The sequence below is a fragment of the Streptomyces sp. NPDC001153 genome (genome assembly GCF_053598315.1).
This window is the reverse complement of record NZ_JBSFJZ010000003.1, coordinates 185,854-203,529: the sequence shown is the minus strand read 5'-3', so window position 1 is coordinate 203,529 and position 17,676 is coordinate 185,854. Positions and strand designations below refer to the sequence as shown.

Below are 17,676 nucleotides of genomic sequence, written 5' to 3'. Positions count from 1 at the left end.
CCTGCACTCATATCAATAAGGCATGAGGCGTTCAAAGTTCACTCTTGGACATGAGTGGTGTCCGGCTGTTTCGCTGTCCCCGTCGAAGATCGGGGAAGCCGATCACGGACGGACGACCAGGAGGACTGTGCTCATGACCAGCCCCGACCACTCCAACTCGCTCGGCCGGCGCGGCCTGTTCAGGGCGGGCCTCGCCCTCACCACGGCGGCCGTGGCCGCGACGGCCGTCGCCGCGCCCACCGCGTCGGCGGCACCGAACGATGAAGTGCCCGGTGCGCAAGCCGAGCTGGCCGAGCTGGAGCGACGGCACGGCGCCCGGCTCGGCGTGTACGCGCGCAACGCGCGCACCGGACGGACCGTGTCCCACCGGGCGGGGGAGCGGTTCGCGATGTGTTCGACGTTCAAGGCGTTCGCCGCGGCGGCGGTCCTGCGCGACCACGGCGGCTGCGCCCCGCTGGACAAGGTGATCCACTACCCGCCGCACGACATCCTGTCGAACTCGCCGCGCACCGCGGAGCACCTGGACACCGGCATGACGGTGGCGGACCTGTGCGCGGCGGCGATCCAGTACAGCGACAACGCGGCGGGCAATCTGCTGCTGCGTGAGATCGGCGGTCCCGCCGGGCTCACCCGCTTCTTCCGGTCGCTGGGCGACCGGGTGAGCCGGCTCGACCGGTGGGAGACGGACCTGAACACCGCCATCCCCGGCGACCTGCGCGACACCACGACCCCCGAGGCCCTGGGCCGCAGCTTCGGGCGGCTGACCCTGGGCCGGACCCTGGCCGGCGCCGACCGGGAACGGCTCGTGACCTGGCTGAAGGGCAACACCACCAGTGCCGCGCGGTTCCGCGCCGGACTGCCGGACGACTGGGTTCTGGCGGACAAGACCGGCACCGGCGCCTACGGGACCGCGAACGACATCGGCGTGGCCTGGACGACCCGGAAGACGCCGGTCCTGCTGACCGTCCTGTCGGCCGGGAACACCCAGGACGCGCCGGCGGACGACGCTCTGGTCGCGGAGGCGGCTCGGACCGTGGCCCGCTTCCTCGCGCCGGGGGAGTAGGCCGACGGTATTCATTCATCTGAATAGGAATCATGTACGCGGCCATTGATGTGAGCATGGCGCATCCATGCGGTCGGGGAGCGCAGTACGTGTCGCCGAGCGGCACCGCCGACGCGGCCGGCACACAGTCGGCGCCGACCACACTCACCTCGGCCATCAGCCGTATCACACCGGGCGGGACGATCTACCTGCGCGGCGGGACGTACACCTACTCCTCCACGGTCACCATCCAAGCGCGTCCTGAACTTCTCGGGCCAGAGCGAGAGTTCCGACCGCAACGGCTACAAGCTCGGCGGCGACGACATCGCGGTCAACCACATCGTGCGGCACGCCATCGCCGACAAGAACGGCTTCGGTGTTCCGCACCGACACCTCGTGCCGCTTCGCCGTCAGCGGCCCGAACGACAGGACCGTCGGCAACTCCGACAGCTCCGACCAGCTCTGGACCGGTACGAACGGCTCCCGCTGCTCCTCGTACTCCGGGGCCCTCCGCTGGTCCTTCGCCTCGGACGGGCACCTCGTGGTGACCTTCGGCGGCACCGTCGTGACGCCATGGCCGCGACCCGGCGCACGACGGTCTCCCGGCGGGACGCCGCTTCCGGCGGCGTCCCGCTCGCGCGCGCCGCTAGACCTTCGGACGCGCCTCGCCCGGCTCCAGCGCCGAGAGCTTGTCCGGGTTCGTGACCAGGTACACCTCGCGGACCCGCTCGCCGTCCGGGTCGAGGTCCATGACCATCACCGCGTGCGGGGAGCCGTCCTCGAACACCACCACGGCCGCGTCGCCGTTGACGTCCCGGTGCTGGAACTCCAGCCCCGCCGCCGTACGCGCGGCATAGCCGGTCAGCGCCCGTGCCACCTTGTCCCGGCCGCGGATCGGCCGCGGTGCCGCCTGTGCCTTGCCGCCACCGTCCGTCCACAGCGTGGCCTCAGGCGCCAGGATCTCCAGCAGCGCACCGAGGTCCCCGCCGAGCGCGGTGGCGACGAACCGTTCCGTCGCCTGCCGCCGGACCCGGGGATGGGCCTGGTACCGGGGGCGCCGGGCGCGCACATGGGACCGGGCGCGGTGCGCGAGCTGCCGTACGGCCGCGGGGCTGCGGCCGAGGATGTCCGCGATCTCGGTGTGTGCGTAGCCGAACACCTCGTGCAGGACGAACACCGCCCGCTCCAGCGGGGTCAGGGTCTCCAGCACGACCAGCATGGCCAGCGACACCGACTCGGCCCGCACCGCGCCCTCGGACGCGTCCTCGCCGGCCGCCGGACCGGGAGCCCCGTCCGTGGGCAGGGGCTCCGGCAGCCACGGCCCGACGTAGGTCTCGCGCCGCCGGGCGATCCGCGCCCGCCGTGCGAGCGCCTGCCGCACGGTGATCCGCACCAGATAGGCCCGCGGATGCTCGATCTCCGCCGCCTGCCCCGCGTCCCCGGTACCCGCACGCCCCGCCCAGGACAGCCAGGTCTCCTGCAGCACGTCCTCGGCGTCGGTGACGCTGCCCAGCATGTTGTACGCCACCGCGAACAGCAGCTCGCGGTGGTCGAGGAACGCCTGTGTGGCGGTGTCCGCTCCCGTGGGCGTCCGGTTGTCGGGCATGGCATCTCCTCACGACGTCTGCCCACCCAGAGGGGCCGGGCACCCCGGAGTGTGACATCGGGGGACGGGCGTGTGTCGTGGATCTCATCCTCCGCCCGCGCTGTCACACCTGCGGCCCTCCCGGCCCTCTCGGTCCACGGCAGCAGCACCACGCAGCGAAGGAGCAGCCCATGCGACTCGTCGTCTTCGGCGCGAACGGGCCGACCGGACGGCAGGTCACCGAGCAGGCGACCGCCGCCGGACACACCGTCACCGCCGTGACCCGTCACCCCGACGCCTTCCCGCCCGACCACCCCCGCCTGAAGGTCGCGGAGGCCGACGTCCTGGAGGGGGCGGCGGTCGACCGTGTCGTCCCCGGCCACGACGCGGTGATCTCCGCGCTCGGCGTCCCGTACGGCCGTGCTCCGGTCACGGTGTACTCGGCCGGCCTCACCCACATCACCCGGGCCATGACCCGGCACGGTGTCCGGCGCCTGGTCTGCGTCACCTCCACCGTCCTGTTCGACGTGCCCGCACCCGGGGAGGGCGTCTTCTTCCGGAACGTGCTCGAGCCGTTCTTCGTGCGGGTCGTCGGGCGCACGGTCTACGACGACATGCGCCGCATGGAGGACATCGTGCGCGCGAGCGGCCACGACTGGACGGTGCTGCGGCCCGCCGGCCTGTTCGATACGACCGGTCAGCGACTACCGGCTGGCCCCCGCCCGGCTGCCCGGGCGGTTCACCTCCCGGGCCGACCTCGCGCACGCGCTCGTGCGCGAGGCCGTCACCGAGGGGCATGTGCGCTCCGTGCTCGACGTGCGCACCACCGAGGGCACCCCGCGCTTCCTCGACCTCGTCAAGAAGGAGGGGTTCGGCAGGTGAGGCGCGCCGGTTACGAGGGCCAGCCGCCGTAGGGGACGGTGATCAGTTCCATGGCGTGGCCCGCCGGGTCCATGAAGTACACGCCGCGGCCGCCGTCGTTGTGGTTGATGGTGCCGGGCCGGCGCCGGTGCGGGTCCGCGTAGTGCTCGATGCCGCGCTCGACGATCCGCGCGTACGCGGCGTCGAACTCCTCCTCGGAGACCAGGAAGGCGTAGTGCTGGGGTGTGATGTGTTCCGCGGGGATCGTGGCGAAGTCCAGGGTGACTCCGTTGGCGAGGGCGACCGCGACGAACGGGCCCCATTCCGCGGTGATCTCGAGACCGAGCAGTCCGGCGAAGAACTCGGCGGACTCCCGGTTGTCCCGGGAATGGACGATGGTGTGGTTGAACTGGACCGACAAGGAATGCCTCCAGGGCATGTCCTGGCGCCTCCATGCCTCACCCAGCCGGTGACCGGCACGCGATGCCGCCGACGATCTTACCGGGGACGCCCCGGCGCGTCGACGACGTCACGCGCCCCGGTGCGTCACGTGGCCGCCGGTGACCGTCAACGCCACGGGAGCCTCGGCGAGTTCGTCGCCGGGCGCGTGCACGGGGTCCACGGCCAGCGCGGTGAGGTCGGCCCGGTAGCCGGGCGCGACACGGCCGGCGGCCTCGGACTCGCCGGCGGCCGTCGCCGCGTGGCTGGTGCAGCCCTCCAGCGCCTGCAACGGCGTCAGGCCCGGCCGGCCGGCCGCGGCGCCCTTCGGCCGGCGGGCCGTCGCCAGGACGGCCCGGACGTCGTAGTGCGCGATGGGCCAGTCCGAGCCGAGGGCGAGCGTGGCTCCCGCATCCCGCAGGTCGCGCAGCCGCCAGGCACGGGCGGCCCGGTCGCCGCCCAGCCGGCGGGACCACTCGTCGGTGCCGTCGTGGCGCGTGTACCCGGTGTGCGGCGGCTGCAGGGAGGCCGCAACCCCCAACTCGGCGAAGCGGGGCAGGAGTTCGTCCGGGGCGGTCTCGACGTGCTCGATCCGGTGGGCGCCGTGCCCGCTCGGCCCGAGGGAGGCGACGGTGTCCAGGACATGCCGTACGGCCGCGTCCCCGATGGCATGGGTGGCGGTGCGGACGCCGGCCGCGTGCAGGGCGCGGACGGCCCCGGCGTAGGCGTGCGGATCCGGCCAGAACGCGGCGGTGCCCTGACCGTGGCAGTCGGGATGCTCCAGCCAGGCCGTGCCGCCCTCGACGGTGCCGTCCATGAAGAACTTGACCCCGCCGACCAGCCAGTGCCGCCCGCCCCGGCCCTGCAGCTCGATCAGCTCCCGCAACGCGTCCCCGTCGGCGCCCGGCATGCACCAGGGCGCGAACCGCAGCCGTACCGGCAGCACCGTCTCCTCGGCCACCGCCGCCACCAGGCCGAGGTCGCCGCCGTCCATCACATGCGCCCCGGTGAGCCCCGTCGCGGCCATGGCGGACAGCAACTCCAGGAGCCGGGCCCGCCGTTCGGTGTACGACGGCCTGGGTACGAGGTCCGCGACCAGGTCCATCGCGGCGTGCTCGACGAGGTGACCGGTGGGCCGGCCCGAGGCGTCGCACACCACCTCCGCGTGCTGGGCGAAGGCGCGCGGGCCGGTCACCCCGGCGGCGGCCAGCGCGGCGGCGCTGACGAGGGCGGAGTGGCCGTCGTACAGACGCAGGAAGGCCGGGGTGTCGCCGAGCACCTCCGCCACCAGCTCGTGGTGGATGGGGCGGCCCTCGAACGCGTTGTGGTCCAGACCGTGGCCGACGACCCAGCCGTCGGTCCGCTCGGCACCGGCGAGCGCCGCGCGCAGTCCGGCCAGGTCGGTGACGCCCGACAGGTCCGTGCCCGTCGCCATGTCCAGCCCCCACACCGGATGGCTGTGCGCGTCGACCAGGCCGGGCACGAGGTGCGCGCCGTGCAGGTCGACGACCTCGGTGCCGGGGCCGCGCCAGCCTGGTACGTCGTCCGCCTCGCCGACCGCCGTGATCACCCCGTCGTGCACGGCGACGGCGGAGGCGGCGGGGTGGGCGGGGTCGAGGGTGCGGACCTGGGCGCCGGCGAGGATGAGGTCGGCAGCACGCATGGGGGTAACTCCTGTGCGGTGAGGGGGTGTTCGGGTCACTCGGCGGGTGCGGTGACCGCGGCCGGGACAGTGTCCTCGCCGGGACCGGTGTCCGCGGCGGGACCGGTGCGCTCGTCGGTTCCGGTGCTCCCACCGGGTTCCGTGGCGAACCGGGCGTAGACCTCCGGGCGGGAGCGGCGCAGCCACCAGGCCAGGGGCAGGCCGAGCAGGAAGACGGCCGGTGCCACGGCGACGAGCAGGACGTTCACGGGCGCGGACGCGCCGGTGAACAGGTCGATGTGGGTCACGACCAGCGCGATCGCCGTCGCCAGCAGAACGGTGGCCAGCACCGGCGCCACCAGTGTGCGCACGGCTCCCTCGGTGTGGCGCACCCGCCGGAAGTAGCACGGCACGGCGATCGCGGCGAGCAGTTGCAGCAGCAACAGACCGATCATTCCCGGGGTGTTCACCCACAGCAGCAGCTGCTGGTACGGGTCGGCGTGCGCGGCCCAGAAGGCCGGCACGACCACGGCGCCGAGGACGGTCTGGGCGAGGCCGGCGACGTACGGGGAGCGGTGGCGCGGGTGGATCCGGCCGAGCGGGCGGGGCAGCACACCCTCCTCGGCGAGAGCGAGGGCATAGCGGTTGATGGCGTTGTGGAAGGCGAGCAGGGAGGCGATGACGCTGGTGACGATGAAGACGTGCATCAGGTCGGCGGCCCAGCCGCCCACGTAGGTGCTGATCGCCGTGAAGAACAGGCCCGCCGGGTCCTTGCCTGCCGCACGCACCACCTGGTCGTCGCCGAAGGCCTGGACGGCGATCCAGACGACGAACGCGTAGAACAGGCCGAGGAACCCCACGGCCAGATAGGTGGCGCGCGGGACCGTGCGCCCGGGGTCGCGGGCCTCCCGGCGGTAGATCACGGTCGACTCGAAGCCGGTGAACGCGGCGAAGGCGAAGGCGAGGACGGCCGCCATGCCGGGCACGAGCACATGGGCCGGTGCCAGGGAGGTCAGGGACAGCCCGTGCGCGCCGCCCTTCACCAGCACCCCGCCCGCGAGCAGCACCAGTATCCCGGTCTCGCAGACGAGCAGGACGCCGAGGACCCTGGCGCCGAAGTCGATCGAGTGGTAGCCGCCGTAGCCGATCAGCAGCAGGCCGGCCAGGGAGACGGGCAGCCATGGCACGTCGGCGCCGAACAGGGTGTGCAGGGTGTCGCGGGTGGTGGTGGCGAGCAGACCGTAGACGCCGATCTCCATGCCGTTGTAGCCGATCAGCGCGAGCAGGGCGGCGCCGATGCCGACCGGGCGGCCGAGGCCGCGGGTGATGTAGGCGTAGAAGGCGCCGCCGCTGGTCACATGGCGGCTCATGGTGGTGAAGCCGACGGCGAAGACGGCGAGGGTCAGTCCGGCGAGGAGGTAGCCGACGGGCGCGCCGATGCCGCCCAGCAGGATCGCGAGCGGTGCGACCCCGGCCATGACGGTCAGCGGAGCGGCGGCGGAGACGACGAAGAAGGCGATGTCGGCGGTGCCGAGGGAACCGGACCGGAGGGTGACGGCGCCCGACGGCGCTCGCTGCTCGGGTGGCTCGGAGGAGGACGCGGAGGACACGGACATACGGGGCGCCCTTCTGGCGGCGGAGGTGGAGGGGTCACGGTGGTGGGGGCAGCCGGGTTCGCGGGCGTCGGCGGGCCGGGGCGGGTGGGCCGACCGGGCCGGCGTCTCCGGGCACCCGTGAGGGATGGCGAGCGCCCGGAGCCGTAAACCTAAAGGCTTTCGGTTTTCGCAATGTAACCTGCCGTTGGGCATCCGGGAAGACCTCAGGGAGAACGCTGACCATGGGACGGCCGCGCACACCGCTCCTCGACCGCGAGCGCATCACCACCACCGCGCTGCGTCTGATCGACGAGACCGGCGACTTCAGCGTCCCGCAGATCGCCCGGCGGCTCGGTGCCCAGACCGGTTCGGTGTACCACCATGTGGACGGCCGCGACGGCATAGTGGAACTGCTGCGGGAGCGTGTCGCCTCGGCGATCGACACCGCCACCCTCGAGCTGACCCCGTGGGACACGGCCGTCGAGGCCTGGGCCCGCTCCTACCGGGCCGCGTTCGCCGCCCACCCCCGGACGATCCCGCTGCTCACGACCTCGCCGGTGCGCGCACCGCGGGTGCTGGAGCAGTACGAGCGTGCGGTGGGTCTGCTGCTCGACGCCGGTTTCGACCGGGCCGAGATCATGCCGCTGATCATCGCCCTGGAGAACCTGGTGCTGGGCTCCGCCCTCGACCTCGCCGCGCCGGAGACGATGTGGGAGCTGACGGACCATACGCCCACCCCGCGTCTCGCGGAGGCCCTCGCCGCCGTGGGCGAGGGACGGGCCGACCGCGCCTTCGAGGTGGGCCTGGCCGCCTTCATGAACCACGCACGCGCACTGCTGAAGCACTCCGGCCGCTGACCGGCACCAGAAGCGCTTCCGCTCGGCCGGGTGATCGATCAGGTGGACGGTAAAAACAGCTCCCTCGCGAGCACAGCGGACAGGATCTGACCTCATTGCCGTCTACGGTCGGGCCATGGTCACTTCTTCGGAGAACCGCGAGTCCCCGTCGTCCGGCGAGCGCGCCGAGCTCTTGCAAGCCCTGGCCGAACAGCGGGAGTTGCTGCTGATCACCGTGCGCCGGCTGACCGATGCCGAGGCCGCCCGCCGGACCACGGTGAGCGAGCTGACGCTGGGCGGGATCGTCAAGCACCTGGCGCGTGGTGAGCGGGTGTGGGCGCAGATCATGGCGAAGGGTGACGGGGAGCTGCCGGAGGGCATGCTCGACCTCGGCCAGTACGGGATGGCGAACGGCGAGACACTCGCCGGGCTGCTGGCGGAGTACGCGGCAGGCACCCGCGCGCTCGAGGAGGCCGTCGCGGCTCTTCCCGGCCTGGACCGGACCGTGCCACTGCCCAGAACTCCCTGGTCGCCGCCCGAGACCGTCCACTGGTCCGCCCGGCGCATCCTGCTGCACCTGATCCGCGAGACGGCCCAGCATGCCGGGCACGCGGACATCATCCGGGAGGCGCTCGACGGCGCGAACACCACCGCGCAGCGATGACCGTCCGGACGCGTTTCCCAGTACCGCCAGTAATATGATCACCTTGGTTCCGGGTTACCAGTCAGTCAACTTGGTGCGGTCACAGAGCGCGCCCTGCCCGGAGATGTCCATGTCTTCTCTCAACGACGCGTTGGAAAACGCGCGCCTCACCTATGAGCAGCACGTGCGGACCTGCCGCCAGTGCCATGCCGACGGCGCGGCCTGTGCCGTCGCCAAGCATCTCCTGCGGATCTACAACAACGCCCGCAGGGACCACCTGCGGTCGGGCGGACGGCACGCCGCGACGGACTGACGCGCCCTCCCGGGGCCAGGCGCGTCCGGGATCCGCGACGCGACCGGCGGTACCCCGCTACTCCGACGTCAAGCGCCGTACACCGTACGGACGTTGGCGCGCGGCGGCGGGGCGTGCCGGGTCGCGGGGCCCTTCGCGAACGTGCGCAGGAGGTTCTCCGTGGTGCGGGTGACGAAGGCGCGGGTGCGGGCGTCCATGCCGTGGTCGCGCCCGAACATGCCGGTCCCGGCCACCAGGCCCTCCACCCAGCGCATGGTGCCGGTCGCGAACACGCCGGCGCCGCTCGGAACCGTGTAGTACGCCGAGTCGCTGTGGCTGGCCCGCCCGCCGCAGACCAGCGGGGAGTGCGCGATGATCTCCAGCTCGCCGGGGGTGGGAGCGCCGGGGGTGATCCGGTCGTACTCCACGCCGACGAGATGGGCGAAGGCGTCGCCCGCGCGTGCGCCGGTGCCGTCGTACAGCCAGTGGTCGGCGGCCCGGACGACATAGGGGGCGTCGACCGGATAGCCCTCGTAGAGCACGCCGGTCAGGGAGGACTCGGGATCCGCGGCGGGCGGGAGACGGTAGTCGGTGGTGACCAGCGCGGGGTGGGAGTCGTAGCACGGGTCGGCGCGGTAGGCGGTCTTGTAGCAGACCACCGTACGGTCGTCCGCGCCCTCCCCGGCCTCCAGCCGGACCCGGCGGAAGCAGGTGTTCGCGCCGAGGAAGGCGATGTTCGTACCGGCGTCCCGGGCGGCGGTCACATGGGCCCGCTGCTCCGGCGTCCAGTACTCGTCGTGCCCCAGGCAGACGACGGCGTGCGCGCCGCGCAGGACCCCCGGGTCCCGGTGGACGTCGACGCCGGTGGTGTAGGCGAGCGGTATGCCGAGGCGTTCGGCCAGCACCACCAGCGCCCACTCGTACACCCGGAACTTCTCGGCGCCGTCGCCGTCGTAGGGGCGGTCGAAGCTCACCGCGAGGGAGCGGGTGGCGTACGCCCCCGACGCGCCGTTGTAGAGGCTGCTGCCGCCCCAGCGGTTGTACGCCTGCCAGGTGGCCGGGGCGTGCAGCAGGACCGTACGGCCCGTGCCGTCGGTGGACCGGACGATCAGCGGAACGTACCGCTGGTGCCCGGTGTCCGCCTCCAGCCGCAGCAGATAGGCGCCCTCCGGCCAGCCCGAGGTGTCCACCGGCAGCGTCACCGGCCAGTCGGCGCGCACCGTGCGGGTGGCCGGCAGCACGCGCGGCGCCGGCCGGGCGCGCCCGGGTATGCGCCCGGACGTCCAGATCCGGCGGGCCTGCCGGCCGCCGTACCAGCCGACCCGGAACGCGGACACCCGGAACGCGGCGGCCGTGGTGGACACGTGCAGCCCGAACTGCTCGCCCGGGGTGACGCTCACCCGGTCCGGGTAACCGGCCACCGCGTCCGGCGGGCCGGTGGAGGCCAGGCGCCAGTCGGCGGTGCCCGGGGCGTCCCGTTCCGCCTCGGGCCGCAGCCGCCCGTGGGGGGCCGCGGTGGAGTGCGGGCGCGGCGGTGTCGCCGTGCACGCGGCGGCCGTGCCGAGACCGAGGCCTGCGGACAGGGTCAGGAAACGCCGGCGGCCGAGGCCGTCCGACGGTGTGGTGTCGTGTGCCGGAGCCACTGCACCTCCCGGATGTGTGTCGGCTCCAGCGTTCCGACGCCCGCGCGGTCGGCGCAACCCGCGGCAGGCGCGGGAACACCGGCCGGCGGGCCGCGCGACCGCGTCGGGCCGGGCCGGCGGCGGTACGGCCGAACGGGTGACACCGTGGGATGCGGTCAGGTGCGGAAGCCGATGTGCACGTGGTCGTGATGGGTGGCGTCGCTGAAGAACTGACCGGCACCGCCGCCGGACAGCAGCACGGGGCCGCCCACGTTGTACGAGCCGGCCGCCGCCGCGTCCCGCATGAACCGCTCGATCAGACCGCGTGAGGTCGCCGGGTCGACGACCGCGTGGCCGTCGATCCGCCACACGTCGAAGGCCCGGCCCCGCGGATGGTCGCTGGGCCGGCTGGTGCCGAACACGTCCAGCGGATGCCCGGAGCGGACGACGCTCACCTCCAGCCGGTACGTCCGCGCCAGCGCGAGCATCGCCTTCGCCACGCTGGTGTGCACCTGACCACTGCGCAGATCCGCCATGGCAGCGGGCGGCAGCACGATCCGGTCGTCGGACAGCACGTTCCGGACGTCCGACGCCAAGGACGGGGCGGCCGGTCCCGGGTGTGCCGGATGCAGGGCGTCGACCGTCCAGCCGGAACCCGACCGGGAGAGGCGCACGTCGACCGTCGTCCCGCCGGCGCTCACCGTGCCGGCGCGCCGGGTCCACTGCCGGCACACCACCAGCACGCTGGCCGACCGGGACAGGATCCCGCCGTACTGCGCGTCCACGACCTGCAGCACCGCCTGGTCGGCCGTCGGCAGCAGCGGCCCGGCCTGGCCGACGAGGGACGCCGGCAGCCCGAGCGCCGCGGCCCTCGCCCGTGCGGCCGCCGCGTCGCCGTGTCCGTCGGCCCAGGCGCCGATCGCCTCCACCAGCCGCACGGCGCGCAGCTTCGCGGCCGGTTGGACCTCGGCGGACGTGGGCCGCCAGGGGGTGGTGCGCGGCAGCACGGGAGAGGGCGACGGCGACCCGGTGCCGGACGTGGCCTCCCGGGACGGGTGCGCGGCCGTGGGCCTCTGGGACGGGTGCGCGGTCCGGGCCGTACGGCCGGAACAGCCCGCCGCGCCGAGCGCGACACCGGCGAGGGCCGCCAGCACGGTACGGCGGCCGGGCGGAGGAGCGGCGGGCGTACGAGTGCGGGTCATACGGCCCAGTGTCCGCCGCACGGCACGGGGGCGGCCAGCGCGAGCGGACACGGGTTCTGACCGGATGGGGCGTGCGCTGCGGTTACGACGCCTCGGCGCACCGAACACCGGCCGTCCAGCACACGGCACCCCGGCACCCGATCGCGGGACCGGCGGTCCGACTCCCCTAGAACGGCGGGTCGTTGAAGATCTCCAGCAGGGACGCGGAGCTCTGCTCGGCGCCCGGGCCGGTGCCCGACGAGCCGGGAAACGTGCGGCCCCAGGACGCGGCGCGGCCCAGGACGCTCAGGCGCCAGCCGAGGTGTGCGGCGCGGCGCAGGTCCGCGGGCGTGCGCCCGGCGCCCGTCCAGGGCTCCAGGTAGGCGTCGAGCAGCCGGGCCAGGACCTGCGGCCCGTACCGTGCGCGCGCCTTCTCGGCGGGGATCCGCAGGCTGCAGAACGGGTGCGAGACGACCGCGTCGCCCCAGTCGAAGAAGGTGAACCGGCCCGGCGCCGGCCGGAACAGCTGGCCGTCGTGCAGGTCCGCGTGGTCGAGGGAGTCCTCGACGTCGAAGGAGGCGAGTTCGGCGCACCAGTCACTGAGCCGGGGCCGCAGCCGCTCCAGCCGTTCGCGTGCCTCCGGGAGCAGCGCGGTGCTCCTCGTGAGCAGCTCGTCGAACACCCCGGGCAGATCGGGGGTCCGGGTGGCGGGCACCCCGAGCCGCTCGATCTCGCGCGCGTGCGGGGTGAGGGCCCGCTGCAGGGTCGCGTACTGGCGCAGCAGCTCCTCCCAGGTCCGCGGCTCGACCGGCTCCCGGGCGAGCACGTCGCGGAACAGCTCCCCTCCGTCGGGCAGCAGCACCCATGCGCGTTCGGCGTCGACGGCCAGCGGCCGGAGCACATGCCCGGGCACCCAGCGGGCCAGTGCGGCGGTCAACGGGCCCTCGAAGGCGCTGGCCGGCGGATTCGCCTTGAACCAGACCGCCTCCCGCCCCTCGACGGGCACCCGCACCAGCACGGACCACGGCCGCAACCGGACACGCAGCTCTCCGCCCGCCCGCAGGCCGTGGGAGGCGAGCTGCTCCGCCACCCAGTCGAGGGCCGAGACCCGCCATGACTCGTGCTCCCACGGAGTCGGCGCGTACTGGTATCTGCTGCGGTCCACGACGATCGAGAACTCACCCTGCACCGGGCCATCTCAGCATCACGGCAGGGGGGCCGGCCACCCATTTCGTTCCGCGGCGCGCCGCAGGGCTCCCCCGGACGCGAACGCGCCCCCGGTCACCGACCGGGGGCGCGTCGCCGTGTGCGGTACTGCGCGATCAGGCCTGCTGCCTGCGGCGCAGCGTCAGGTACGTGCCGGTCGCACCCGCGGCCAGCAGGGCACCCACGCCGAGGCCGACCGGAAGGGTCGGGAAGCCGGAGGCGTCCGTCGTGGCGGCCGTGTTCTGCATCGCCGGGCCCGGCGTGATGCTGGTGGACACCGGGGCGACGTGCTGGATCGGGCCGACGTGCTTGACCGAGCCGTCGGAGTTCAGCAGCACCTGCTTGTTGTTCGGGTGCCGGAAGTCGAACATGCCCGCGAGGGAGCCGGCCGTGGCGTCGAAGGAGTGGTCGCCGATGCGGCCGGTGCACCAGTTGTCCTCGATGAACCGGGTGATGGACGCCTGGTTCGTCAGGGTGTGGTCGACCTTGTTGACCTTGCTGTACGGCGAGATGACGAGCAGCGGCTGGCGGGTGCCGGGGCCGCAGCGGTCGGCGTAACCGCCGGACGCCTTCGGGCCGTTCTGGCAGGCCGGGCTGTCGGTGGCCTTGCCGTTGGAGCCGAGCGAGGTGTCCGTGGAGCCGTTGCGCGGGGCGACGTAGGCGTGGTCGTACCAGCCGTCGGAGTCGTCGTAGGCGACCACGATCGCGGTGGACTTCCACTGCGGCGAGCTCTGGATCGCGTTGATCTGGTCGATCAGGAAGTGCTGCTCGTCGGTGGGGTCGGAGTAGCCGGCGTGGCCGTCCTGGTACTCACCGGCCTTGAGGAAGCTGACGGCCGGCAGCTTGCCCGCCTTCAGCGCGGCGGAGAAGTCGGTCAGGTCGTAGTTGTGGTTGGCCTGACCGTTGTGGCCGATCTCGGAGACGGACTTCGGCGCCAGGTGGTGCGGGTTCGCCGTCGACTTGTAGTACGAGAACGGGTTGTGGTGCGGGCTGTAGTCCGCGACGGCGGCGCCGCCCACGTTGGTGTGGGTGGTGTCGCACTTGGCGTACGAGCCGGACGTGCCGTTCCACGCGGTCGACGGACGGAAGCCGCCCTGGAACCAGCCCCAGCTCACCTTCCTGGCGTTGAGCAGGTCACCGATGTTCTTGCCCTGCAGCGAGGCCAGCGCGTTGCTGCTGGTGTGGTCCTTGCCGGAGCAGTCGTCGTAGGCCGGGTCGGGGTCGTTGATGACCGTGCCCACGCCCTTGGCGTCGGGGGACTTCACCGCGTAGGCGTCGGGCGTCGGCGTCTGCTTGGGGTTCTCCGTGCCGGTGGACGGGTCCATGGAGATGACACCGTGCGTCTGACCGGAGATCAGGTTCAGCGCGCCGGGCGTGGAGGGGCCGTAGACCGAGCTGAAGCTGCGGTCGGACAGGGCGTAGTGCTGGGCGTAGTTCCACAGCCCGGTGACGGTGTTGCCGTCGTAGTAGTCCATGACCAGGCCCGGCTCGCCGAACAGGCCGCCGCTGCACTTGTCGACCTCGGTGTTCTGCACGAACTGGTCGGCCTTGCCGCCGTTGTAGGCGAGCTGCTCGGCACCGTAGTTGTGGTTCTGGTCGCAGGTCATCGCCTGGGACGGGGACAGCCGCTTCGGCGCGTACTGGTTCGGGTTCTTCGTCAGCAGCCCGGCGTGCGCGAGGGTGTCGATGTCCTTCGGGGTGTTCTTCGACGCGGTGAACTTCGTGCCGTCGGTGTTGGCGGCCTTCGGGTACGTGGCGAAGTAGTGGTCGAAGGAGATGTTCTCGTCGAAGAGCACGACGACGTGCTTGATCGGCGTCGCGGTCGAGGAGTGCCCGCCCTGCGCCGCGGCGGGCGCCGCCGCCCAGCCGGGCGCGTTGCTGCCGAGCACGGTGAGCGCCGCGGCTCCCGCGAGCGCCCCCAGGCTCCGCATAGCGGCTCGTCTTCCTCTGCTTGCCATGGTGGTTAACCCCTCCGGACAGAACGTCTGTGCGTCGTACGAGCACGGATGCTGCGCCCGTTGCGGGGCGCGTCGGCGGAGCCATGATGGCCTGCGGGTGAACACCGAGTCAGGGATACCAGGGCAAAACTTGACTGTGTGTTGACCCATTCGGAGGCCGAGTTGTCCGGACAGGTTCAGCCGAACAGGGCGCGCCCGTACCAGTCCTGGGCGTCCCGTACTCCGGGCAGCGCGAAGAAGTAGCCGCCGCCGAAGGGACTGATGTAGTCCGTCAGCGGCTCGCCCGCCAGCCGGTGCTGCACCGTCTCGAACTGCCGCTTCAGGTCCTGTTGGTAGCAGGAGAACAGCAGCCCCATGTCGAGGTTGCCGTTGGCGTCCATGCCCCGGTCGTAGTTGTACGCCCGGCGCAGCAGACGCTGGTCGGCGGTGGCCGGGGTGCGCGGGTTGGCGAGCCGTATGTGCGCGTCCAGCGGGATGACGTCGCCCTTGGGATCGTCGGCGTACTTCGGCGTGTCGTGCTCGTGGTCCCCGTCCAGCGGCGCGCCGGAGGAGCGGGCGCGGCCGAACATCCGCTCCTGCTCGCCGAGCGAGACCCGGTCCCAGAACTCCACCAGCATCCGGATCAGCCGTACGACCTGGTAGCTGCCGCCGACCGCCCAGTCCGGCTCGCCCATGCCCTTGCCCACCCACACCAGCCGGTCCATCTCGCGGGCGCTGGTGGCGTCCGGGTTCGCGGTGCCGTCCTTGAAGCCCATCAGATTGCGCGGGGTGCCGGAGGGCCGGGGCGGGCTGGCGAAGCCGTCCAGGCGCCAGCGGACCTGGGCGGCGCCCCGGGTGTGCCGGGCGATGTCCCGCAGCGCGTGCAGCGCGGTGTCCGGTTCGTCGGCGTGCAGTTGGAGGCTGAGGTCGCCGTGGCACCAGTCGGCCTGGAGGTCGTCGTCGGGGAAGGCGGGCATGGCGGTCAGCCGCCGGGGCCGGAGCGCGCCCAGCCCGAACCGGCCGTCGAAGAGCGAGGCACCGACGCCGAGGGTCACGGCCAGTTGCCCCGCGGGCAGCCGGTCGCCGAGGACGCCCGAGTCGGCCGGCGGGCCGGTGATCCCCACCGGGGACGGCGTCCCGCCCGAGGTGAGGAAGCGGGCCCGGTCGGTGAGCGTGCGCAGCAGGCCGGTGAGTTCGGCGCGGTTCTCGGCGGTCACGTCGAGGGAGGCGAACACGCACGTGCGGCGCGGGGCGGCGATGGCCGAGGCCTGGTGGACGCCGTGGAAGGGGGCGACGGACGCCGTCGCGGCGGCCGGTGTCTGTGCCGGGGCGGCGCCGCTGGTGGCAAGCCCCGCTCCCGCCAGGGCGGCGCCGCGCAGGAAGCCGCGCCGGCCCAGGCCGTCGGGTCGTCCGGCGGTGACTGCGGGCTCGCTCACACGGTCCTCCGTGGGTCGCACAGGGTGGCCACCGACGCCAGGCGCTCGACCAGGTCGCCGAGCAGCGCGTTCACGTCCTCCCGCTGTGTGCGGGTGAGACTGGCCAGCGGGGTCCAGGACGCTCCGTGGCCGAACCCGTCGAGGGTGTGCCCCGCGCGGTCCAACTCGTGCTGGAGCTCGGCAAGTCCGGCGTACCGGGTCGTCAGCAGGGGCCCGAGCCGGGACAGCACCTCGCGGGTGCCGTCGAGGTTGGCGCGGGCCGTGGCGAGGTTGCTGCCGCTGCCGTAGTCGGTGCGGCCGGTCAGCTCGAACTGCACGGTGTTCTCCAGGATCTCGTGCGCGCGCAGGCCCAGCTGGGCGGGGTCCATACGGGTCTGCGACCAGGTGTCCCGCAGCCCGGTCACCGCCTTCACCAGCGCCGCCGCCGGGGCGCGCAGCCCGCCGGCCCGCTCACCGTGCCACAGCCCGTACTCGATACGGTGGAACCCGGCGAAGCCCTTGTCGTGCACCCCGCCGGGCAGTCCGGCGTCGGTGCCGTTGACCGCCGCGTCCGCGTCCCCGAAGGCGTCGTACGCCGCGCCCAGCCGCTCGTACTCCAGATGCGCGGGCAGCCAGGCCGACCGCGCGGCGGCGAGGTCGCCCTGGTCGATCCCGTCCTTGAGCTTCGTCGTCAGCCGCACGACCTGGTCGAGCCCGGTGCCGACCCACTTCTGGTAGGCGAGGGCGGGCGGGATCAGGTCGTGCTCCGAGACCGGCGCGGCGCCCGGGCCGCGCTGTCCGCCGGTGATGTGCACGGTGGGGCCGGTGACGGCGTCGCCGTCGTCGGGCACGCACTTGAAGGCGTACGTCCCCTGGCCCAGCCGGACCGTCAACTGCCGTGTCGTACCGGGGCCGATGCCCTCCACCTCGCCGTACACCGCCTGGCTGCCCGGGTCCTCCAGGTAGACCTCGGCGGCGCCGTCGGAGGAGTTGTGCAGGTCGAAGGTCCGCACCCCGGGCTCGGGCCGGGTCCAGCCGCGGCCGCAGTGGCTCTCCGACACGTCAATGACGACATGCCCCGACGGGGCGCCGGCGGCCCTGCCGTGGCGCGGGCCGCCGAGCGAGAACGCCAGCAGCGTGCCCGCGAGGGCCACGGCGAGGACGACGAACACGGCGGGCGCCGTCCGGAGACGAGCGGACCGCGTGCCGAGGCGAGGCAACGGCATGGCGAGCCTTTCCGGTACGACGTGATAAGCAGCGGCCTCATGGTAGGCACCGCTCCGGATCCGAACAGTCGTCCCAGGACTTCGATGACCAAGATTTCCCCTGGGGTTAACCGACGCGACGCTCCACGCGCTGCCCGGCGCGGTCCGATCGTGGG

Annotated in this window: 15 protein-coding genes and 1 pseudogene; 6 read left to right on the top strand and 10 right to left on the bottom strand. The window is 73.1% G+C overall.

Annotated elements, in window-relative coordinates:
* Positions 1–133 precede the first annotated feature (133 nt).
* Both bla and ACWDEN_RS04615 read left to right on the top strand, forming a co-directional pair.
* The gene (bla, locus tag ACWDEN_RS04620) at positions 134–1,063 is read left to right on the top strand and encodes a class A beta-lactamase (protein WP_351616618.1); all 930 of its coding nucleotides are present in this window, start codon (positions 134–136) and stop codon (positions 1,061–1,063) included.
* A gap of 65 nt (positions 1,064–1,128) precedes the next feature.
* Positions 1,129–1,616 (top strand): annotated as a pseudogene (locus ACWDEN_RS04615) (right-handed parallel beta-helix repeat-containing protein); the annotation flags it as partial.
* A gap of 72 nt (positions 1,617–1,688) precedes the next feature.
* Here ACWDEN_RS04615 and sigJ read toward each other — a convergent pair.
* Positions 1,689–2,648 carry an RNA polymerase sigma factor SigJ gene (gene sigJ, locus ACWDEN_RS04610; protein WP_351616616.1) on the bottom strand — a complete coding sequence of 320 codons (960 nt, stop codon included), beginning with the start codon at positions 2,646–2,648 and terminating at the stop codon, positions 1,689–1,691.
* Positions 2,649–2,818: 170 nt separating this feature from the next.
* Between sigJ and ACWDEN_RS04605 the strand changes: the two genes are divergently transcribed.
* Entirely contained in the window at positions 2,819–3,541 is a 723-nt protein-coding gene (locus tag ACWDEN_RS04605; RefSeq protein ID WP_450857191.1) for an NAD(P)-dependent oxidoreductase, read from the top strand.
* Here ACWDEN_RS04605 and ACWDEN_RS04600 read toward each other — a convergent pair.
* The 3 genes from ACWDEN_RS04600 to ACWDEN_RS04590 form a co-directional block, all read right to left on the bottom strand.
* Complete coding sequence (locus ACWDEN_RS04600) at positions 3,520–3,909, bottom strand: VOC family protein (RefSeq protein WP_351616679.1); 390 nt, start codon at positions 3,907–3,909, stop codon at positions 3,520–3,522. The genes ACWDEN_RS04605 and ACWDEN_RS04600 overlap by 22 nt on opposite strands.
* A gap of 108 nt (positions 3,910–4,017) precedes the next feature.
* On the bottom strand, positions 4,018–5,589 hold the full coding sequence (locus ACWDEN_RS04595; RefSeq protein WP_351616610.1) for an amidohydrolase: 1,572 nt from the start codon (positions 5,587–5,589) through the stop codon (positions 4,018–4,020).
* Positions 5,590–5,624: 35 nt separating this feature from the next.
* Entirely contained in the window at positions 5,625–7,184 is a 1,560-nt protein-coding gene (locus ACWDEN_RS04590; protein WP_351616607.1) for an APC family permease, read from the bottom strand.
* Positions 7,185–7,405: 221 nt separating this feature from the next.
* On the opposite strand from ACWDEN_RS04590, the gene ACWDEN_RS04585 reads away from it, so the two are divergent.
* The 3 genes from ACWDEN_RS04585 (at position 7,406) to ACWDEN_RS04575 (ending at position 8,955) form a co-directional block, all read left to right on the top strand.
* Positions 7,406–8,020, top strand: coding sequence for a TetR/AcrR family transcriptional regulator C-terminal domain-containing protein (locus ACWDEN_RS04585; protein ID WP_351616604.1), 615 nt, complete (start codon positions 7,406–7,408; stop codon positions 8,018–8,020).
* A gap of 115 nt (positions 8,021–8,135) precedes the next feature.
* Positions 8,136–8,663 carry a DinB family protein gene (locus tag ACWDEN_RS04580; protein WP_351616602.1) on the top strand — a complete coding sequence of 176 codons (528 nt, stop codon included), beginning with the start codon at positions 8,136–8,138 and terminating at the stop codon, positions 8,661–8,663.
* A gap of 109 nt (positions 8,664–8,772) precedes the next feature.
* Positions 8,773–8,955, top strand: a complete 183-nt coding sequence (locus ACWDEN_RS04575; protein ID WP_351616599.1) for a hypothetical protein — start codon at positions 8,773–8,775, stop codon at positions 8,953–8,955.
* 68 nt (positions 8,956–9,023) lie between these two features.
* Here the strand turns inward: ACWDEN_RS04575 and ACWDEN_RS04570 are convergent, their stop codons facing one another.
* The 6 genes from ACWDEN_RS04570 to ACWDEN_RS04545 all read right to left on the bottom strand — a co-directional run bounded on the left by ACWDEN_RS04570 (position 9,024) and on the right by ACWDEN_RS04545 (position 17,521).
* Complete coding sequence (locus tag ACWDEN_RS04570) at positions 9,024–10,577, bottom strand: N,N-dimethylformamidase beta subunit family domain-containing protein (protein WP_450857187.1); 1,554 nt, start codon at positions 10,575–10,577, stop codon at positions 9,024–9,026.
* Between the two features lie 155 nt (positions 10,578–10,732).
* Entirely contained in the window at positions 10,733–11,758 is a 1,026-nt protein-coding gene (locus tag ACWDEN_RS04565) for a hypothetical protein (protein WP_351616596.1), read from the bottom strand.
* 166 nt (positions 11,759–11,924) lie between these two features.
* A complete protein-coding gene (locus ACWDEN_RS04560) occupies positions 11,925–12,926 on the bottom strand; it encodes a phosphotransferase (RefSeq protein WP_351616594.1) in 1,002 nt (333 codons plus the stop codon).
* Between the two features lie 133 nt (positions 12,927–13,059).
* Positions 13,060–14,874, bottom strand: coding sequence for a phospholipase C (locus ACWDEN_RS04555; RefSeq protein WP_351623159.1), 1,815 nt, complete (start codon positions 14,872–14,874; stop codon positions 13,060–13,062).
* A 203-nt stretch (positions 14,875–15,077) separates the two neighbouring features.
* On the bottom strand, positions 15,078–16,316 hold the full coding sequence (gene efeB / locus ACWDEN_RS04550; RefSeq protein WP_351623161.1) for an iron uptake transporter deferrochelatase/peroxidase subunit: 1,239 nt from the start codon (positions 16,314–16,316) through the stop codon (positions 15,078–15,080).
* Positions 16,313–17,521 (bottom strand): EfeM/EfeO family lipoprotein, encoded by a 1,209-nt coding sequence (locus tag ACWDEN_RS04545; protein ID WP_450857183.1) that lies wholly within the window; start codon positions 17,519–17,521, stop codon positions 16,313–16,315. The genes efeB and ACWDEN_RS04545 overlap by 4 nt, the downstream gene beginning before the upstream one ends.
* Positions 17,522–17,676 lie beyond the last annotated feature (155 nt).

Coding starts and splice junctions, on each gene's coding strand:
- ACWDEN_RS04555 (WP_351623159.1), bottom strand. CDS start 14,874: ATGCGGAGCCTGGGGGCGCTCGCGGGAGCCGCGGCGCTCACCGTGCTC.
- ACWDEN_RS04545 (WP_450857183.1), bottom strand. CDS start 17,521: ATGCCGTTGCCTCGCCTCGGCACGCGGTCCGCTCGTCTCCGGACGGCG.
- ACWDEN_RS04585 (WP_351616604.1), top strand. CDS start 7,406: ATGGGACGGCCGCGCACACCGCTCCTCGACCGCGAGCGCATCACCACC.
- sigJ (WP_351616616.1), bottom strand. CDS start 2,648: ATGCCCGACAACCGGACGCCCACGGGAGCGGACACCGCCACACAGGCG.
- ACWDEN_RS04605 (WP_450857191.1), top strand. CDS start 2,819: ATGCGACTCGTCGTCTTCGGCGCGAACGGGCCGACCGGACGGCAGGTC.
- bla (WP_351616618.1), top strand. CDS start 134: ATGACCAGCCCCGACCACTCCAACTCGCTCGGCCGGCGCGGCCTGTTC.
- ACWDEN_RS04580 (WP_351616602.1), top strand. CDS start 8,136: ATGGTCACTTCTTCGGAGAACCGCGAGTCCCCGTCGTCCGGCGAGCGC.
- ACWDEN_RS04565 (WP_351616596.1), bottom strand. CDS start 11,758: ATGACCCGCACTCGTACGCCCGCCGCTCCTCCGCCCGGCCGCCGTACC.
- ACWDEN_RS04575 (WP_351616599.1), top strand. CDS start 8,773: ATGTCTTCTCTCAACGACGCGTTGGAAAACGCGCGCCTCACCTATGAG.
- ACWDEN_RS04595 (WP_351616610.1), bottom strand. CDS start 5,589: ATGCGTGCTGCCGACCTCATCCTCGCCGGCGCCCAGGTCCGCACCCTC.
- ACWDEN_RS04590 (WP_351616607.1), bottom strand. CDS start 7,184: ATGTCCGTGTCCTCCGCGTCCTCCTCCGAGCCACCCGAGCAGCGAGCG.